The organism is Paenibacillus sp. A3, from assembly GCF_001399685.1.
GTDB lineage: Bacteria > Bacillota > Bacilli > Paenibacillales > NBRC-103111 > Paenibacillus_G.
This window is the reverse complement of the sequence record NZ_JTHN01000147.1, coordinates 1-18,376: the sequence shown is the minus strand read 5'-3', so window position 1 is coordinate 18,376 and position 18,376 is coordinate 1. Positions and strand designations below refer to the sequence as shown.

The window sequence follows — 18,376 nt, the reverse complement described above, 5'->3', positions numbered from 1 at the left end:
GCCTTGGCTCAAGGACGCGCCGATATTGCTGCCGAGTTGAGCGGTTGAAATCAAGCGCGAAGGGAAGGTACAACGTCAAGATTACAAGCAGGGCATCCCGCAAACGGAGCTGCAGGCGACAGGCACGAGCGTCACGTTCCGGCCGAATCGCGAGCTGTTTGGCGCGGGCTTTGAGCGGAAACGGATTGAGGAGCGGGCAGCCCAGCTCGCAGCCGCTTACCCCGGCTTAGCGGTTACGGTTCACGGTCCTGCGCAATAATAAAAAGGGAAGTCCTTCGAATTCAAGGACTTCCTTTACTTTTCTGTGGATCACCCAAGCAAGGTAAAGCTACCGTTCTTGCTCCACAGCCACGGTTTTGGACGTATCGTTCATCCGGCCTCGGTACGTTTCCCCCCACTGCTTCATCTGCAAAATGATCGGTTCCAGCGTCCGGCCGAATTCGGTGAGCGAATATTCCACTTTAGGCGGAACCTGCTGGTATACTTCGCGATGCACGATGCCGTCCTCTTCCAGTTCTCGAAGCTGCAGGGTCAGCATCCGTTGAGTAATGGCGGGGCAGATGCGGCGGAACTCGTTGAACCGTTTCGTTCCGTTGATTAAATGGTAGAGCAGAATACCCTTCCATTTGCCTCCGATGACATCCAGCGTAAACTCGACAGGGCAGCCTTCAAAATTGGGAACGCTACAGCCGCCGTTTATTTTCTTGCTCATTCGCTCATTTCCTTTCGGTATATAAATGTATACTATAATCATTTTTATATGTACCAACGCTTATTAAGTATATCACATAAACGACACATCGGTATGAAAATACTCCTGCAAAAACCAAAAAGCGAAGGTTCCCGAGAACGGGAAGCCTTCGCTTGCAGATGACACGATTCACAGAATGTCCCGCCGTCTGAACTCGTTGAAGCCGAAGACGGTGACCAGAACAAAGACAAGGGCTACCGCGGCGTACAGCAGCGGACCTTTGCTGAAGGTGCTGCTTTGGCTGGCGAGCGCGGCCATCGTCGGGTAGGTCCACGGATAGACGATCCAATATTTCGTATTGGCTACAAGGATCGAAGGGACCGCCAACCCGATCCCGATGCCTAGCGGGATGCCGATATGACGGTACCGCAGACTGAGCCAGAATTGAATCGCCATAATCGGCAGCACCGCCGGGATCAGGCGCAGAAGCGGCAGCGCGATCCGGTCCAGCGGGATAGGGCCGTTCGCCCCGACGACCAAGCCCGCGGCGACAATGCTTGCGCCGAAGACGGCGATATTCAGAACGACCAGCAGCAGCGCGAGGCCGAACTTGGCCGCATAAATGTGCCCGCGTCGCACCGGCAGCGCGAGCAGATGCTTCCAGCCGTTATGGCTGTGTTCGATGCGGATCATAAGCGCGATGACAATGGCGATAAAAAACGGCAGCAGCATCGGCGGGTAAAAAATGAGACACTGCTCGATAATAACGGTCCAATCGTCCCGGGTCCACACGTCGGTGTAACGGGCAAAATTGCCGACGCCTTGAGCGGTTAACAGCATCGGCATGAGAATCACGATCCACAAAATGCGCGAATGCTTTAATTTCAGCCATTCGGCGGCAAATAACGACTTCATCTCCAGCGTACCTCCTTGGCGTACGGTTACAAAATATCCCTTTTCCCGAATTCAAGCATACCGGCCAGCAGCGCTGCGGTTCCGAAGAGCAGTCCGCTCACGATGGAGACGCCGGCGTCCCCATCCGGACCCGGCATGGTGAACAGCGGGGCCGCATACGGCAAGTAGCGCGTCCATTCCGATTGGGCGAGGAAGATCGCACCTACGGTGCCCGACACGCCGACGGCGACCGGAATAATCGTATTGCGGATGCGGGAGCTGAGCCAATGCTGCACGCTGGCGATGCCGAGCGACGAAAAGATCAGGTACAGCGCGTACTGTCCATAGAGGCCGAAGGGGAACGGCTCGGGAAAGCCGATGACGAGCCCGCACAGCATCAGGCCGGCCATCAGTGCCAGCACCGACAAGACGGTTGCGAGCACAATGACGAGCCATTTGGCCGCATACACGTGCCCCCGCTTCACCGGCAGACTCAGCAGGTGCTTCCAGGCGTTCTCGCTATATTCGCGGAAATGAACGATAGCCGCCAGCAGCGTAACCCCGATCGGGAGAAAGAAGGCCCACAGAAAAAACACTTCGTTCAGCATCGCTTCCCACGACGTTTTCCCTGCATGCCGCTGCATCAAATAATCGTAGCGCATAGACATGTTCAGGAAAATCAGTACGGATACGAGAGCCGGACCGCCGAAGGCAAGCTTCCATAGGACGCCTTTTTTCTGCTTGTACAGTTCTGCCGCAATGACACTCCAACCCTTCACAAGCTTTGCGCTCCCTTCGTCATCGTCAGGAAGATATCTTCCAGAGACGGTGTATTTTCGCTGACGTGCGAGACATCGAAGCCGGCCGTAACCAGATCGCGGTTCAGGCGGGCAGCGCTCGTTCCCGACATGTCCACGTACAGGGTGTTGTGACGCTTTTCCACTTGATGGCCCCGGGCCAGCAGAAAATTGCCCGCCTCCACGAGCGGAGCGGCATCGATCCGCAGCATCGTTTTGTTCTGCTCCCGCAGCTCCTGAAGCGAGCCTTGGAACAGCAGCTCGCCCTTGTAAATAATGCCGACACGGCTGGCAACCAGCTCGATTTCGTTCAAAATATGGCTGGAGACGAGCACCGACAAGCCGCGTTCTTCCGGTAGGCGGGCGATCAGCTCGCGGATTTCGAGAATGCCGGCAGGGTCAAGGCCGTTGGTCGGTTCGTCGAGCACGAGCAGCATCGGATTGCCCAGAAGCGCCTGCGCGATGCCAAGCCGCTGCTTCATGCCGAGGGAGAACGTTTTGACTTTTTTGTTGCGCCATTCGGATAGCCTTACCGTTTCCAGCACTTTGTCGATATCGGTTTTCCTTGCGCCGAGCAGCTTGCGGGTGATCTCCAAATTGTCATAGGCGCTCAGATTGCCGTAATAGGACGGAGACTCAACCAGCGAACCGACCCGGCGTAAGATATCGAGCCGGTGCCGGGCCAAGTCTTGCCCGAAGACGCGCACCTCCCCATGCGTCGGACGAATCAGCCCGAGCAGCATGCGGATCGTTGTCGTTTTGCCTGCGCCGTTCGGACCGAGGAAGCCGTACACTTCGCCGGGCCTTACCTGCAAGTCGACCCCTTTGACCGCGGCGAACGACTTGAATTGTTTTGATAACCGTTTCGTTTCCAAGATGAATTCGCTCATAAAAAAACCATGCTCCTTTCGTTACAAGAGCATGGTATCGTATGGAATTTAAGCTTCGCTTCAGTTTACCTTAAATCCGGCTTAAGTTTGCGGAAAATGGACGATGATCGTCGTACCGTGCCCAAGCCGGCTTTCCGCTTCGACCTTACCGTCGTGCGCTTCGATAATTTGCCGGGCGATCGCAAGGCCCAGCCCCGAGCCTTGATGGCTCGCCGCCGTATTCGTGCCGCGGTAGTACCGGTCGAACAGCTTGGCCATATCTTCCTTGGTGATGCCTACGCCGTTGTCGGCGATGGCCACGCGTACGCCGCTCTCGTCGCCCGAGACGGCGACCTGCACCTGCGTTCCGGCGGGATTGTGGACGAGCGCGTTAAAGAGAAGGTTCAGAAACGCGCGCTGCAGCAGCTTGGCGTCAAAGGACAGCGGGATCGTCTGCGGACGCGCATCGAACGAAATCGTCCGGTCCTCGCCCTCCGGGCTGTTAAGCAGCAGAATGACGGTTTCCTGCAGCAGCCGGACAACATCGCTCTCCTGCTTATCCATCGGCAGAAGGTTGTGTTTAAGCTGAGACGTCAGCCGCAAATCGTCCAGCAAAGCCTCCATATAAACGGCGTTGCGAACGATCGTCGTCGCATAGCCGGTCCGCTCGTCGGGACTGAGGTCGTAGCTTGGTTCGGCAAGCACTTCGCCGTAGCCTTTGATGGAGGAAAGCGGCGTTTTCAAATCGTGGGACAATCCGGCGATCCATTCCTCCCGCATGCGATCCACGCGATCCCGGTGCTGTTTAAGGGACGACAGGGTGGAGGAGAGGTGAAGCAGGCTGCGGTACACATCCTTATATATTCCTTTCGGCGCAAGGCGAAGCTCGTAACGGCCGTCCGCAAGCTCACGGATCGCGTCGATGACGGTCCGTACCGGCCGGGAAAGTCTCCTGGCGAACAAATAGCCGATGATCAACGTACCGCCCAACGTCACCCCGAGGAGCATGTAAAGGCCGTTCGGGAAAAACGTTTGCACATTTTTCGGGCTGATGTACAGAAAATATTTGGCTACCGTTTCGACAGGAAAGCCGATCATGTAGCTCCAGTGGTAACCGCCGTTTTCCACGCGGCTGATAAAGACGGTAAAATCTTGGACGGCATATTTATAAAAAAAGGCGATTTCGCTGGGTGAGTAATGCGTCAAGGCATGAGGCGGCTTACGATAGGCGAACGCTTCCGCACCGGATTCGTCCAAGATTTGAATCCAGGCTCCCTGGCGGTCCAATTCCGTCAGACCTTCCGGGGTCACGTACGGGCGTCCGCCCTGCAAGGCGATGCGCTGCCCGAAGTCGTGCGTAAACCGCTCGGCGAAAGCGGCCGTTCTTCCGTTTTCAAAGGCCGGACCCCCGGCTAAAAAATAGAGCGCCGTATAATTGACGATCAGAATCAAGATCGCCAGCGTTGACATGGATAACAGGAATTGGATAATGACTTTCCACTTCACGGACGGTCGTCCTTTCGCTGCAGCTTATAGCCGAGTCCCCGCACGGTCAGCAAATATTTCGGCTCCGACGGCTTGTCCTCCAGCTTTTCCCGCAGGTGGCGCATATGCACCATGACCGTGTTGTCATACCCCGTATACGAATCGCCCCATACCGTTTCGTACAAATGCGCCTTGCTGAACAGCTGTCCCGGGTGACGGGCCAGAAATAGCAAGAGCTGGTATTCCTTCGCGGTGAGCGTCACGGGAACACCGTGCTTGCGTACTTCGCCCTGTTTCTCATCGATCGTCACGCTGCCGAATTCGTAGATGCTTCGGCTTTCCTCCTGCATGGCCGCGTACCGGTTGCGGCGGAAATACGCTTTCATCCGGTACGCGACTTCCTTCGGGCTGAACGGCTTTGTGATATAGTCGTCACCGCCGAGGCTGAGCCCCAGCAGCTTGTCCACGTCTTCGTTTTTGGCGGACAAGAAAAAGATCGGCGCAAGCGTGAATTGCCGAAGCTGCTGGCAGACGGCAAAGCCGTCGAGATCCGGCAGCATGACGTCAAGGACGATCAGATCCGGCTTTTCGCTGCGGCACAGCTCGATGCCGGCAAGGCCGGTGGCCGCTTTGAACACCAGGCGGAAGCCTTCTTTGCGCAGCACGGCATCGAGGAGGTTGACGAGGTCCGGTTCATCGTCGATGATGACGATTTTTTTGCCCGCGATATCGGTCATCTCATGGAGCATGGCGCTTCCTCCTTTGCAGGTCTCGTTCGAAATCATGGAACAGTAAGGATCAGCTCCATCAGCGGAAGCTTCCGGTCAGGGAAAACGGTGGATTCGATCTCGTCGATCCGCACGGCGCCCATTTTGGTGTAAAATGCTTCCGCATAGGGATCGCTGTGAATGCGGATGCGCGGGAGGCGAAGCTCGGCGGCGGTAGCAAGCATATGGCTCCACAGCCGTTTTCCGTACCCGAGGCCGATGTATTCCGGGGCGATAAACAGGCTGTCGAGCTCCGCCTCGGCATCGGACGAACCGTCCGAACCCGGAGGCCGCAAGCTGTAGAAACCGGCGATTTCACCGCCGTCCGTCTCAAGCAGGTAGACCACCGACGAACGCATATGTTCGGGACGCAGCGTCAAGTCCTCGCGGCAGGCTTCCATAAACTGCGGATCGTAGCCCCAATAAGCTTTCGAGCGAAATGACAGCTCGCTGAGCAGCATGGCGTCATTGGCCGTAGCGCGGCGGATCGTCATGCTCGGAACCTCCCATTGAACATGTATTTTTCCTAAATATACACCCATTTTCCTTCGATCGGTCCACATACCCATACGCGGAAGGGCAGACCGACATACGCTGATGTATCAGACAAGTCGGATTCAGTTTCTCGGCTAAGGAAGGGATCGACGAATGAACAATAAAAAGCATCGTGCTGCTCCAAAACGAGCTTCGGCCCGTACAGCCAAATCGGCCAAACGAGGCGCCTCCTGCTCGCTGCGTCCTGTACATCCCGCTCCCCATATGAATACCGCACAGGTGCGGGGGCTGTTCAGCCCGTTCGGCATCGGCGGAGGTTTAGGCGGCTTCTCCAGCATTGGACGTACCGTAAGCGGCGTACCCGGCGGAGGCGTAGGCGCTGCGGAGGTAGCCAAAGGCGCCGGTGGCGGCGGGGGCTTCCTCTCGTTCTTCAATTCGATCGGAGGTCTCGACGGCATCATTTCCACGATGGGGAAGGTGCAGAAGGTGTTCACCATCGTAAAGCAGATCGGCCCGATTTTCAAGCTGTTCGGCAGTTTCGGGGGCTTGGGCGGTTTATTGGGCGGCGGAGCGAAGGTCAAGAGCATCAGGCTCCCGGCCAAGACCGTTCGCAAGCCCCGTTCCCGGGCGCTTGCGAAGCCCGCACGGGCCGCGGGATCAAAGCGGACAGCAAGATAAGCGCGGCCGAACGGCCGTCAAAGCACAAATATCCGGCTCAAATTCCTCGGCCCTCGGGGAATTTGCCGGATATTTTTTTGCCCGTGCTCTATAAAGGGACGACCTGTTTTTGTTTTTCCTTGTAGTACACCCATTCGCGGAACCCGATTTCCTTCAGCCTTGCCGCTACTTCATCCCAGTCGTCGCCAACCCGGGAAGGGACGTGCGCGTCCGAGCCGAACGAAACCTGGACGCCGAAATGAAGCGCCCGCTCCAAAATCTCATCGATCGGGTACCAGCCGCCGCAATCCTTCGTTTTGCCGGAGGTGTTGATCTCGATAGCAATGTCATACTTCGCGATGGTCTGCAGCGTGCGGTCTACCGCGTCGGTCTGGATATCGGAGAAGGCCGGGTAGAAGCCGCGCATGGCGTCGATGTGGCCGAGAATCTGGAACATGCCGCTGCGCGCGGACTGCTCGATCAGATCGTAGTACAGCTCCTTTTGCTCCACCTTCTGACGGTCCGTCAGTCCGTTCCACCGCTTCCGGTTGAAGATGCTGACGCCGCCCGACAAATGCACCGACCCGATGATATAGTCGAACGGATACTGCTCGTACACTTTGCGGTACACGTCCGCCACCTCGGGGAAGAAGTCCGATTCGACTCCGAGCAGAACGTCAATACGTCCGCGGTACTCCTCCTTCAGCTTCAGCACTTCCTCCACGTAACGGGCGAACTCGCTCTTCGCCATCGTGATGCCGGGCTGCTCCCGGTCCACGCTGCTTGCAAAGTACGGCGAATGATCGGAAATTCCGATGACTTGCAGGCCGTTTTTGATCCCCGCTTCGATATAGTCGCGGATGGTTCCGGTCGCGTGACCGCACCGTTCGTGATGCGTATGCAAATCGAATTTCATGGCGTTCCCTCACTCCGAACCTATGAATTGAGTTTCCTGCATGCCTTTCAAATCCTCCAGAAACTGATGCAGCGCCGAGCTCAGATAACGTCCGGACTTGTACACCACCCCAACCGGGTGGCTGATCTCGAGCTCGTTCACCTTGATCATCTTGAGCGTCCCAAGGCGCAGCTCGCTTTGGATCGACAGCTTCGAGATGATCGCCGCTCCGAGATTCAGCTCCACCATCCGTTTCACTTCCTCGCTGCTGGACAGCTCCATCACGACCTGTGGGGTGATGTACAGCTGCTTCAGAATTTGATCCACGAACCTCCGTCCGGCCGTTTCCGGAGACAGCATGATCAGCGGCAGCTCGTGAAGCCGCTCGATCGGCACATGCGCGAAACGCGCAAGCGGATGATCGGGGGAGACGACCAGCTCAAACGTATCGTAATAAAGCACGGAGCTTTCGAGCGCGGGATGCTTGTCGAACAGGTAGGTGATGCCGATATCGATTGTTCCGTTCTCGACGCTGTGCATGATTTGCGAGGTGGTCATCGAATGGATGGTTGTTTTGATCAAGGGGAACTGGTTCTGAAAATAAGACAGCACCCTCGGCAAAATTTGGATCGCGATCGAAGTCGTCGTTCCCAGATGAATATGTCCCTGCGGCGTTTGGTTCAAATCCGAAAGCCGCTGCTTCAAATCTTCGACCGTCTGTAAAATGATCTCCGCATGTTCAAGAAAGACTTGGCCGCTGTCGGTCAGCGTAACCGGCTGGTTGCGGTCGATCAGCACTGTTTTGAATTCGTCTTCCAGACTTTTAATTTGCGCCGAGACGGCCGGCTGGGTCAGATTCAGAATTTCGCCCGCTTTGCGAAAGCTCATGGTCTTGGAGATCGTAATGAGCGTTTCCAACTGATTGAGATTCACATCGTTCCTCCTCACCGGGCGCGAACGCTTTCAATAGCATTCTCAGAATAAGCAAATTTTATCATATATCTATTAAGTATAAATACAATTTCTTGACTTACTCCATTATATGATACTTGCAAGATTAGGGCAAACTACGCCCCAGAGAAAAAAATCACACTTGCTCTTGTCACCTACTCAAATTTGAGTATAATTTAGTTTAGAACTAAAAATACACTCAGGTAAAGTAAGGAGCAACTTATGGTTCAGAAGAAAACAAATACGGCATGGACGGTCGGTGCGTTGATGCTCGGGCTGCTGCTGGCTTCGCTCGATCAGACGATCGTTTCGACCGCCATGCCGACGATTATCGGTATACTCGGAGGACTCGACAAGTACGTATGGGTATTTTCCGCGTACTTGATCGCCAACGTCGTATCGATGCCGATCTTCGGCAAGCTCGGCGATATGTACGGCCGGAAGCTGTTTTTCCTGCTCGGTCTTGTCGTGTTCATGGCCGGCTCGGCGCTTTGCGGCACCTCGACGACAATGACGCAGCTGATCGTCTACCGCGCCATCCAAGGGATCGGCGGCGGCGCGCTGATGCCGATTACGTTCGCTATTATCTTTGATATTTTTCCCCCCGAGAAGCGGGGCAAGATGCAAGGTCTGTTCGGCGCCGTCTTTGGCATATCGAGCGTGCTCGGGCCGCTGGCGGGCGCTTATTTCACCGATCACGTGGACTGGACGTGGATTTTCTACATTAATCTGCCGCTGGGTATCGTGTCGCTGATTCTTATTTCGCTGTTTTATCATCCGGTGCTGCCGAACAATCCGAACCAAAGAATCGACTGGCTGGGAACGTTCGTCTTTGCCGTTTCGATCTTGAGCCTGATGTTCGGATTGGAGCTCGGGGGCAAGGAGTATGCATGGGATTCGGTGCAGATCATCGGCTTGTTCGCTATAGCGGTCGTCTTCCTTCTGCTGTTCATCCGGATAGAGATGCGCGCCGCTTCCCCGGTCGTGCCGCTTCCGCTTTTCGGCAACCGGTTGTTTACCGCCAGTATGGGCGTCTGTTTCTTCTACGGGGCGCTGATGATGTCCGCGGCGACATACATACCGCTGTTCATTCAAGGGGTATTTCAAGGGTCGGCGACAAGCGCCGGACTCGTACTGACGCCGATGATGCTCGGCGTGGTTGCCAGCAGCGCGATCGGCGGGCGGTTTATCGGAAAGCTGTCGTACCGGGGCATTATGCTCGGCTCCGTTCTGCTGCTGCTGATCGCAACCGCGCTGCTCAGCCTCGTGTCCATCGACACGCCCCGTTGGCAAATTACGCTTTATATGATTCTCATGGGGCTTGGCATCGGCACGGGCTTCCCGGTGACGTCGATTTCTTCGCTGCATAACGTCGATTTCCGGTTTCGCGGTACCGTCACCTCGCTTGTCGGCTTTTTCCGTTCAATCGGCTCCGCCGTCGGTCTGACGGTGCTTGGCGCGATGCAAGCGTCCGCGCTGAGCCGCCGGCTGGCCGAGCTGCTTCCCGCCGGAGCGGGCGCGGCGACGACGCCGGCCGATCCGAGGGCGCTGCTGTCGCCGGAATTTCAGGCGAACGTTCCGAAGCCGGTGCTGGAGAAAATGATGGTAGGTCTTGCGGATTCCATCGCATATGTATTTCAAGTGACAATCGTTATGGCCGTGCTCGCGCTCATCTTTATTTTGCTGATGGGCAAAGCCAAAATGGAAGTGCCGGCGAAAGGCCCCCGCAAAGAAGGCGGCAGTCCGGATGAGGGCTCCGGCATTCATGCCCCGCAGCATATGTAAGGCAGGTGAATACGCTTGTCCATGAAGCTCGTCATTTTGGGTCTGCTCATGGAAGGAGACAGCCATCCCTACGAATTGCGGCATAAAATGAAGGAGCGGGCCATGCTCCATTACATTAAAATGCAGGAAGGCTCGCTGTACTACGCCATCGATACGTTGAATAAAGAGGGGTATATCGAGGCGCTGGAAATCGTGAAGGAGAGCGGACGTCCCGACCGCACCGTCTACCGGATTACGGAAGAAGGCAGACAGCTGTTTCACCGCCTGCTGCTGGAGCAGTTCGAGAGCCGCACGACCGTCTTTCACCCGATGTATGCGGCTTTGGTGTTTGCGCGCTACGGGGATTCGCAGCGTATTCATGCCATTATTACGCAAAAAATCGAAGAGCAGCGCCGTATCGTAGCCTTGCTGCACGACGTCTATGAGGAGCATATCCCTACCGTGCCCCGCAGTGTGCTGCATTTGATGAAAGGGCGCTGGGAGCACGCCGTCACCGAGTTGCGCTGGCTGGAACGGCTCGCTGCCGATGCGGCGGCAGCGAGGCTCAGCGAATTCGGCACGCCGCTTGAGGAGTAGGCGCCGGATATACGAAGGATTATTGAAAAGAACGACGGGCCCGAATGGGCCTGTTTAGAGTGTTGAGAAAGTGGTTTTCACTAATACAGAGGAACATACGGAGATGGGGTATGCACTGGAGGAGCGATAGCGTTCGCCTTTGTCCGCGGGAAATATCAGCTGCGAAGCGGCTTCAAATCAAAATTTCCTGCGGACAAGAGCGACCGGAAGTGTATACCCCACCCCCTCGTACATCTCTCTATTACCTGCAATTGACCACTTTCTCAACAAACTCGACGGGTCCGAAAAGGGCCCGTTTTTTCGATACAATAATCTTTGTCAATATCCGGCAAAGAAAAGATCAATAAAGGAAATAGAAAAATCCCCATTTTGAAGGTATGATGATGTTAATATATGGCTATTGGTCCAAGAGACGACACCTTTTCGTTCAGTTCAAGTTTCTGAAAACTAAGGTTGCCGTCTCTTTTTTCATTAGTAGGGGAAAACAGGAAGCCGATGGCGCTTATGAAGGGAGGTGGGGGAAACCGGAGGCTGCGGCTTGTACGCCTTATTTTTTCAAAATTCATGGAAGGGAGCATGATTTGAGGATGAAGATCAAAGCGGCAAAAGCATTAGGGTTTTCCGTGCTGCTCGCGCTGCAGCTCCTGGTGCCCGCTCAAGGGTTCGGGCAGGAGGCGCGGCAAGGCAGCCTGGAAACGGGGAACGCGAACGTTCCGGCAACGACCACCTCTGCCGTCTACGGCAGCGGAAGCATCGGAACGCTGGCAGCCGTCCCCAGTCCGTGGTTGAACAAGGATATCGGCTCCCCGGCGCTGGCGGGCAGCGCGGAATTCAATGCCGGCACGGGCGTGTATACGGTTAAGGGAGCGGGCAAGGACATCTGGGGCACCTCCGACCAATTCCACTATGTGTACCGGCCGTTAACCGGCGACGGCGCGATCATCGCGCAAGTGACGGGGCAAGGCAATACCGACGACTTCGCGAAGGCCGGCCTGATGATCCGCGAGACGCTCGATGCGAACGCCAAGCACGTCGATATCGCAGCGGTTCCGTCCGGCATGTATACGTTCCAGTACCGGAACGCCGTGGGCGGGACGACGACCAGCATGAAGACGAATTCCACGAGCCCGTCGTGGCTGAAGCTTGAGCGTGACGGCAATACGTTCAAAGGCTCTTATTCCACGGACGGATCGATCTGGACGGAAGTAAGCCAGACGAGTGTCGCGATGGGAAGCAGCGTTTATGTCGGCTTAGCCGTTTCGAGCCATAACGTTTCGAAGCTGAACACCGCCACCTTTGCCAACGTAAGCCTTGGCGGATCGGATACGACGGCGCCTTCCGTCCCGACGGGCTTGACTTCGCCGGGCCAAACCGAAACGACCGTGGATCTGTCCTGGACCGCTTCGACGGATAATGTCGGGGTTACGGGCTACGACGTGTTCCAGGACGGGACCTTGATCGGAAGCCCGCTCGGCACCTCGTATTCCGTCGTAGGGCTGACGCCAGGCACGGCGTACAGCTTTACGGTGAAGGCGAAGGATGCCGCCGCAAACTCGTCAGCCGCCAGCAGCCCGCTCAGCGTGACGACCAAGGCCGATACGACGGCTCCGACCGAGCCGACGAATGTAGCTGCGGCCGGCAAGACGGACACGACCGTGACGTTGACCTGGACCGCTTCAACAGATAACGTCGGCGTGACTGCTTACGACATCTACCGCGACGGGACGCTCGTTAAGGCGGATGTCATTGATACGTCGTACACGGTAACGGGACTGACCGCAAGCACGACTTATTCGTTTACGGTCAAGGCCAAGGATGCCGCGGGCAACCAATCGGCCGCCAGCTCGCCGCTATCGGTCAAGACGAACGCTCCGGGTCCGGGTGAAGTTCCGGCTCCGTGGCAGTCGAAGGATATCGGTTCCCCGGCCGTAGCCGGCAGCGCTCTGTATGATGCGAATACCGATGTGTTCACGGTATCCGGCGCAGGCAAAGATATTTGGAGCACGTCGGACCAATTCCGCTATGTGTACCGTCCTTGGAGCGGGGACGGGACGATCGTTGCCTTGATCACCTCCCAGACGAATACGGACGGTTGGGCGAAAGCGGGAGTGATGATCCGCGAGAACCTGAATGCCGACGCGAAGCACGCCGACCTGCTCCTGTCTCCGTCCAACGGCTTCACGTTCCAGTACCGGACCGCGGCGGGAGGAACGACGGAATCGGTCAAACAAGCGTCTTCGAGCCCCGCTTGGGTGAAGCTGCAGCGGACCGGCAACGTGATCAAAGGCTTTGTTTCCAATAACGGCATGAACTGGGGCGACATCGGCAGCGTAACGATCGCCATGGGGGCGAATGTATACTTCGGTCTGGCGGTCACCAGCCATGACGTGAACACGGCCAGCACGGCTACGATAAGCAAAGTGACGGTCAACGCGTCGGGAGATGTCTACCCGCCGACGGCTCCGACCAATGTGGCTGTGGACAGCAAAACGGACACCAGCGTAGGCTTGACGTGGCTTGCTTCGGTGGACGACATCGGCGTCACCGGCTATGACGTTTACCGGGACGGCCAGCTTGCCGGCAGCACGACGACGGCGACGTCCTTTGAGGTGACGGGTCTTAAGGCGAGCACGACGTACAGCTTTACCGTGAAAGCGAAAGATGCGGCAGGACGGGTGTCGGAGCCCAGCACACCGCTCAGCGTAACGACGGCGGCACAGCCGGATACGCAAAGCCCGACGGCTCCTTCCAATCTGACCAGTCCGGGCAAAACCTCCTCCTCCGTTTCCTTGGCCTGGACGGCGTCGACGGACAATGTGGGCGTGTTCAAATATGAGGTGTACAAAGACGGGACACCGGTGGACAGCACGACCGGCACGACCTTTACCGTCAGCGGCCTCAAGGCGAACACGACGTACAGCTTTACCGTAAAAGCAAGAGATTTGGCGGGCAACGTATCGGCGGCCAGCAACACGATTTCCGTGAAGACTTCGGCGACTTCTACCGATCCATATACGCTGCAGGTCGTAGCGGACAATCTGGAGGTTCCGTGGGCGTTGGCATTTGCTCCGGACGGCCGGATTTTCTTCACGGAGCGCAACAGCGGCCGCGTCCGCGTAATCGTCAACGGCCAAGTGCGCAGCACGCCCGTCATTACGCTCGGAGCGCCGTTCTACTACCAGCCGAAAAGCGAAGGCGGGCTGCTGGGGATTGCGCTGGACCCGAATTTTGAGACCAACCATTACATGTACTTGTATCATACTTACAAGGATTCCAATAATACCGTGAAAAATCGTCTGGTCCGCCTGATCGAGAACAACAATACGGCGAAGCTCGACAAAGTGCTGCTCGACAAGCTGCCCGGCGCGGTCTATCACAACGGCGGACGGCTCAAGGTCGGCCCGGATAACAAGTTGTATTTCAGCAACGGCAACTACGGCAAAACGGACGATACGCTGACGTACCTCGGAGGAAAAATTTTCCGGTTAAATCTGGACGGCACGATTCCAAGCGACAACCCGTTCGGGGCCAGCTCGCCGGTGTATACGCGAGGCCACCGCAATCCGCAAGGGCTGGCCTGGCAGCCGGGGACAAACCGTCTCTTCTCTTCGGAGCACGGGGAAGCCGCCAAGGACGAAATCAACTATATCGTGCCGGGAGCCAACTATGGATGGCCGGATTACGAAGGCGACAACCAGAACAAGCCGGGCATCACGCCGCCCCTCATTCACAGCGGCAATACAAGATGGGCGCCATCAGGCATCACCTTCGTTACCGACGGACCGTGGAAAGGCGACCTGCTTGTGTCCAACCTTGTCGGCAAGCAGATCATCCGTATGCAGGTGAAAGAGCAGAACGGCAAGCCGGTGATCGGCAACTTGAGCTACCTGTATAAAAACACCTACGGCCGGATCCGTGAGGTCATCGAAGCGCCGGACCGCTCGATCTACATTATTACAAGCAACAACGGCGACAAGAACGGCGACGGCACACCGGATAAATTAATAAGACTCATACCGAATTTTTAAGCGCGAACATCACAAAAAGGACCGCTCCGGCTTGTACACCGGGGCGGTCCTTCTATGTTTACTCGGACATTTTGTGGGCGATTTTCTCAAAGCTTTGCAGGAACGGCTCCAGCTCGTGCGGCTCCAGATAGGACAGGTAAGTATTGATCACTTCCGAGCGAAGGGCCCGGATACGGAGCAGCGCCTCACGCGCCTGCTCGGTCGCTTCCAGAAGCACGACGCGCCTGTCGTTCTCGTCGTGCCTCCGGTGCACGAACCCGTTCTGCACCAGACGGTCGATCATGACGGTAATCGCGCTCGGCGTCACTTCCATCCGTTGAGCCAACCGGCCGACTTGGCACGGCTCGCATTTGACGATCGTATACAGCATCATGATCTGCGGCCCCGTCAAATTCAGATCGGCAGGCAACGCCAATCCCGGTCCGAGTTTTTGGAACATTGTAAAAAACGCTTTTTCAAACCGCTCGATCGCGTGATCCATAGGATCAGCCATGCTTTTCAGCTCCTCGTTCGAATAATCCGATATTTAAAGTGTTAATAGATTAGATTTAATTTATTCGAATGAATCGTAGCACCGAGTTGAACATGTGTCAATGGAAGACAGCGGCCCGGACGGCGGGGAAGACGGAAATTCGCTTGGATGTGCCGGCGCTTGTTTTTTGGTATGATACCGATATCGAACGTACATTTGGGAAGAACTTAGAGGAAGAAGGGGAAACGAACATGGATGCGGAGTCGCCAATCGGGTTTCATCCGCTGCTAGCCGCCTGGTTCGGGCAGACGTTCGGGGAGCCGACGGAGGTGCAGCTGCGGGCGTGGGAGTCGATCGGATCGGGGGCTCATACCTTGATTGCCGCGCCGACGGGATCGGGCAAGACGCTTGCGGCGCTGCTGCCCTGCTTGGACCGGATTGTGACCGGCAAGGCCGCGGACGGACCGGTCCGGGGAGTGAAGCTGCTGTACGTCACGCCGCTCAAGGCGCTGAACAACGATATTCATCATCACGTTGTCGGCTTTATCGATCAATTGGAGCGGACGGCGGCGGAGACGGGCTTGCCGTGGCCGGGGCTGACTGTCGGCGTCCGTACGGGCGATACGACGCAGAGCACCCGGGCGTCGATGCTGCGGCAGCCACCGGACGTGCTCGTGACGACACCCGAGTCGCTGTATATTTTGCTGACGTCTCTGAAAGGCCGAGACATGCTGCGGACCGTTCGCCATGTGATTGTAGACGAGATTCACGACTTGGCCGAGGGACCAAGAGGGCTGCATTTGTCGGTGACGCTGGAACGTCTCGTCGCTTGGTGCGGACGTTCACCGCAGCGTATCGGCGTGTCGGCGACGCAGAAGCCGATCGAGCGGGTCGCCCGTTTTCTCGGAGGCTGGGGGCCTGCGGAAACGGGGAGCGCGAGCGGGGAAGCGGGAGCAGAGGGGAGCGGAGCTGACGCCGCTCAAGCCGGAAGGGCAGCCGGATCGGATGATACCGGGGCGGGTATGACCGCAGAAGCCGGTAATGAAACGATTGCGGACGTTCCCATGCAGCCTCGTCCGGTGAACATTGTGGAGAGCCGGATGGACAAAGCGCTTCAGCTTGTCGTCACGATGCCGGAGCAAACGTTCATTACGCAGGATAAGCAGGAAGCCGTCTGGGGGCCGGTGACCGAACGACTCGCAAAGCTCATGGAGGGGAGCCGGTCCGTGCTGATCTTCGCCAATAACCGGCGGCTGTGCGAGCGGCTGACGCTGCGGCTGAACGACCATGTCGGCTACGAAATGGCCCGCTCGCACCACGGCAGCGTCTCCCGGGAGCAGCGGCTCGAGGTGGAGCGCGCGCTCAAAGCGGGCGAGCTTCGCTGCCTCGTGGCGACGTCCTCGCTGGAGTTGGGTATCGACGTCGGCCATATCGATCTCGTGGTGCAGATCGACTCGCCGAAGAGCGCGGCAGCGGGAATTCAGCGCATCGGCCGGGCCGGACACAGCGTCGGCGGCGTCAGCCGGGGCGTCATTCTGGCGCGCAGCCGCGGCCAACTGCCGGAATGCGCGGTGCTGTCCCGCCGCGTACTGGAGCGCGATATCGAGGAAATCCGCATCCCGGTGCAGTCGCTGGACGTCTTATGCCAACAAATCGCGGCGATGGTGGCGGGGGGCGATTGGACGATCGACGAGCTGGCCCGCGTGCTGGCCGGCAGCTACGGGTACCGGGATTTCCCGCGTCAGCGGTTATTGGACGTGCTGCAGGTGCTGTCCGGGTACTACCCGTTCGTTCGTCCTCTCCTGGACTGGAACCGCGACACAGGCGTAATGTCCCGCCGCGGGGTAACGGCCATGGCCGCCATTATGGGGGCCGGTACGATTCCCCAGAGCAGCGCGTACCCGGTGCATCATGCGGACAGCCGCGTGCACATCGGCGAGCTGGACGAGGAATATATTCACGAAAGCCGGGTCGGCGACGTGTTCCAGCTCGGAACGTCGTCCTGGAAAATTCAATCGATCAAAAACGACCGGGTGTACGTCGTCGAAGCGGGCAACCGGTTCAGCGAGATTCCGTTTTGGCGGGGCGAAGGGCAGGGCCGCACGTATGAGCTGTCGCGGGACATCGGGCGGTTCATGGACGAGCTGGAGCGCCGGCTGGAACGGGAGGAGCCGCACGGCACGCTGGACTGGCTGATCCGGGATTACGGGCTGGACGCCGGAGCCGCGGGCGAGCTGATCGCGCTGGTCCGGTCGCAGAAGGCCGTGTCGGCGGTACCCACGCACCGCCGCATCGTCATCGAGCGGTTCCGGGACGAGCTGAAGCAGTGGCATGTCATCATGCACAGCACGTTCGGCCGGACGTTCAACCGCACGTGGCTGCTGGCGCTTCGGCAGCATGGGGAGGAGCGGTTTCCCGGGCGGCTGTTCGCAAATGCCAAGGACAACGGCATTCATTTCGTGCTATCCGGCGCCGACGAGGGAATGGCCGCAAGCTTCGTGGCGATGCTTCGAGGCGTGACGTCCGTCCGGCTCGAAACGCTGCTGCGCGAGGCGGTTCCGTCTTCGCCGCAGTTCGGGGCGGCGTTCCGCCGTCTGGCCGAGACGTCGCTGCTGCTGTCGCGGAGCTTTACGCGCACCCCGGCGTGGAAGAAGCGGCTGCGCAGCGAGGAACTGCTGCGGGAATCGCTGCCGTATGCCGAGCGGTTTCCTTTTCTCGGTGAGGCGATGCGCATTTGCCTGCAGGAGGAGCTGGACTTGCCGCGGGTGCGGGAGGCGCTCGAGCAGATTGAAGCCGGAGCGCTGGAGGTGAACGTGCGCGAGAGCCTGTTTCCTTCGCCGCTGGCCGCGGCGTTTCTGGCCGAGTTCATGGGCGCACAAATCTACGAGTCCGACGCCGTCGGCAAAGATATTCAACTGCAGCTGCTCGGCTTGGAGCGGGCGCAGGCCGGGCGGCTGTTCGGCGAGAGCCCGGTGCTGGAGGCGGGGCAGCCGGACAGGGGTGAGGAGGAGGAG

15 protein-coding genes are annotated in these 18,376 nt (G+C 57.7%); 5 read left to right on the top strand and 10 right to left on the bottom strand.

The window, feature by feature from the left end; all coding sequences use genetic code 11:
- Positions 1–328 precede the first annotated feature (328 nt).
- The 7 genes from QJ48_RS22345 to QJ48_RS22315 form a co-directional block, all read right to left on the bottom strand.
- Complete coding sequence (locus QJ48_RS22345; RefSeq protein WP_054975704.1) at positions 329–712, bottom strand: helix-turn-helix domain-containing protein; 384 nt, start codon at positions 710–712, stop codon at positions 329–331.
- 168 nt (positions 713–880) lie between these two features.
- Entirely contained in the window at positions 881–1,606 is a 726-nt protein-coding gene (locus QJ48_RS22340; RefSeq protein WP_054975703.1) for an ABC transporter permease, read from the bottom strand.
- A gap of 26 nt (positions 1,607–1,632) precedes the next feature.
- Positions 1,633–2,364 carry an ABC transporter permease gene (locus tag QJ48_RS22335; RefSeq protein ID WP_054975702.1) on the bottom strand — a complete coding sequence of 244 codons (732 nt, stop codon included), beginning with the start codon at positions 2,362–2,364 and terminating at the stop codon, positions 1,633–1,635.
- Positions 2,361–3,272, bottom strand: a complete 912-nt coding sequence (locus tag QJ48_RS22330; protein ID WP_054975701.1) for an ABC transporter ATP-binding protein — start codon at positions 3,270–3,272, stop codon at positions 2,361–2,363. Before QJ48_RS22330 ends, QJ48_RS22335 begins: the two co-directional genes overlap by 4 nt.
- 81 nt (positions 3,273–3,353) lie before the next feature.
- Entirely contained in the window at positions 3,354–4,757 is a 1,404-nt protein-coding gene (locus QJ48_RS22325) for a HAMP domain-containing sensor histidine kinase (RefSeq protein WP_054975700.1), read from the bottom strand.
- Positions 4,754–5,485, bottom strand: coding sequence for a response regulator transcription factor (locus QJ48_RS22320; RefSeq protein ID WP_054975699.1), 732 nt, complete (start codon positions 5,483–5,485; stop codon positions 4,754–4,756). Before QJ48_RS22320 ends, QJ48_RS22325 begins: the two co-directional genes overlap by 4 nt.
- Positions 5,486–5,517: 32 nt before the next feature.
- Positions 5,518–5,997: a GNAT family N-acetyltransferase gene (locus QJ48_RS22315; protein ID WP_054975698.1), complete on the bottom strand. Its 480-nt coding sequence runs from the start codon at positions 5,995–5,997 to the stop codon at positions 5,518–5,520.
- A 154-nt stretch (positions 5,998–6,151) separates the two neighbouring features.
- Here QJ48_RS22315 and QJ48_RS22310 point away from each other — a divergent pair, with 154 nt between their 5' ends.
- Positions 6,152–6,676, top strand: coding sequence for a hypothetical protein (locus QJ48_RS22310; protein ID WP_054975697.1), 525 nt, complete (start codon positions 6,152–6,154; stop codon positions 6,674–6,676).
- Between the two features lie 88 nt (positions 6,677–6,764).
- Here QJ48_RS22310 and QJ48_RS22305 read toward each other — a convergent pair whose 3' ends face one another.
- Both QJ48_RS22305 and QJ48_RS22300 read right to left on the bottom strand, forming a co-directional pair.
- Positions 6,765–7,571 carry a histidinol-phosphatase gene (locus tag QJ48_RS22305; RefSeq protein WP_054975696.1) on the bottom strand — a complete coding sequence of 269 codons (807 nt, stop codon included), beginning with the start codon at positions 7,569–7,571 and terminating at the stop codon, positions 6,765–6,767.
- Between the two features lie 9 nt (positions 7,572–7,580).
- Positions 7,581–8,483 carry a LysR family transcriptional regulator gene (locus QJ48_RS22300; RefSeq protein WP_036679025.1) on the bottom strand — a complete coding sequence of 301 codons (903 nt, stop codon included), beginning with the start codon at positions 8,481–8,483 and terminating at the stop codon, positions 7,581–7,583.
- Positions 8,484–8,723: 240 nt separating this feature from the next.
- Here QJ48_RS22300 and QJ48_RS22295 point away from each other — a divergent pair, with 240 nt between their 5' ends.
- The 3 genes from QJ48_RS22295 (at position 8,724) to QJ48_RS35375 (ending at position 14,890) form a co-directional block, all read left to right on the top strand.
- Complete coding sequence (locus QJ48_RS22295; RefSeq protein ID WP_054975695.1) at positions 8,724–10,286, top strand: MDR family MFS transporter; 1,563 nt, start codon at positions 8,724–8,726, stop codon at positions 10,284–10,286.
- Between the two features lie 21 nt (positions 10,287–10,307).
- Positions 10,308–10,862, top strand: a complete 555-nt coding sequence (locus QJ48_RS22290) for a PadR family transcriptional regulator (RefSeq protein ID WP_237763018.1) — start codon at positions 10,308–10,310, stop codon at positions 10,860–10,862.
- A gap of 587 nt (positions 10,863–11,449) precedes the next feature.
- Positions 11,450–14,890, top strand: coding sequence for a PQQ-dependent sugar dehydrogenase (locus QJ48_RS35375; protein ID WP_237763017.1), 3,441 nt, complete (start codon positions 11,450–11,452; stop codon positions 14,888–14,890).
- A gap of 58 nt (positions 14,891–14,948) precedes the next feature.
- Here QJ48_RS35375 and QJ48_RS22280 read toward each other — a convergent pair whose 3' ends face one another.
- Complete coding sequence (locus QJ48_RS22280) at positions 14,949–15,383, bottom strand: MarR family winged helix-turn-helix transcriptional regulator (protein ID WP_054975693.1); 435 nt, start codon at positions 15,381–15,383, stop codon at positions 14,949–14,951.
- 92 nt (positions 15,384–15,475) lie between these two features.
- Here QJ48_RS22280 and QJ48_RS22275 point away from each other — a divergent pair.
- Positions 15,476–18,376, top strand: a 2,901-nt coding sequence (locus QJ48_RS22275) for a DEAD/DEAH box helicase (RefSeq protein WP_237763016.1), incomplete at its 3' end; no start/stop codon positions are given.

Coding starts and splice junctions, on each gene's coding strand:
- QJ48_RS22330 (WP_054975701.1), bottom strand. CDS start 3,272: ATGAGCGAATTCATCTTGGAAACGAAACGGTTATCAAAACAATTCAAG.
- QJ48_RS22320 (WP_054975699.1), bottom strand. CDS start 5,485: ATGCTCCATGAGATGACCGATATCGCGGGCAAAAAAATCGTCATCATC.
- QJ48_RS22310 (WP_054975697.1), top strand. CDS start 6,152: ATGAACAATAAAAAGCATCGTGCTGCTCCAAAACGAGCTTCGGCCCGT.
- QJ48_RS22345 (WP_054975704.1), bottom strand. CDS start 712: ATGAGCAAGAAAATAAACGGCGGCTGTAGCGTTCCCAATTTTGAAGGC.
- QJ48_RS22340 (WP_054975703.1), bottom strand. CDS start 1,606: ATGAAGTCGTTATTTGCCGCCGAATGGCTGAAATTAAAGCATTCGCGC.
- QJ48_RS22290 (WP_237763018.1), top strand. CDS start 10,308: ATGAAGCTCGTCATTTTGGGTCTGCTCATGGAAGGAGACAGCCATCCC.
- QJ48_RS22280 (WP_054975693.1), bottom strand. CDS start 15,383: ATGGCTGATCCTATGGATCACGCGATCGAGCGGTTTGAAAAAGCGTTT.
- QJ48_RS22315 (WP_054975698.1), bottom strand. CDS start 5,997: ATGACGATCCGCCGCGCTACGGCCAATGACGCCATGCTGCTCAGCGAG.
- QJ48_RS22305 (WP_054975696.1), bottom strand. CDS start 7,571: ATGAAATTCGATTTGCATACGCATCACGAACGGTGCGGTCACGCGACC.
- QJ48_RS35375 (WP_237763017.1), top strand. CDS start 11,450: ATGAAGATCAAAGCGGCAAAAGCATTAGGGTTTTCCGTGCTGCTCGCG.
- QJ48_RS22295 (WP_054975695.1), top strand. CDS start 8,724: ATGGTTCAGAAGAAAACAAATACGGCATGGACGGTCGGTGCGTTGATG.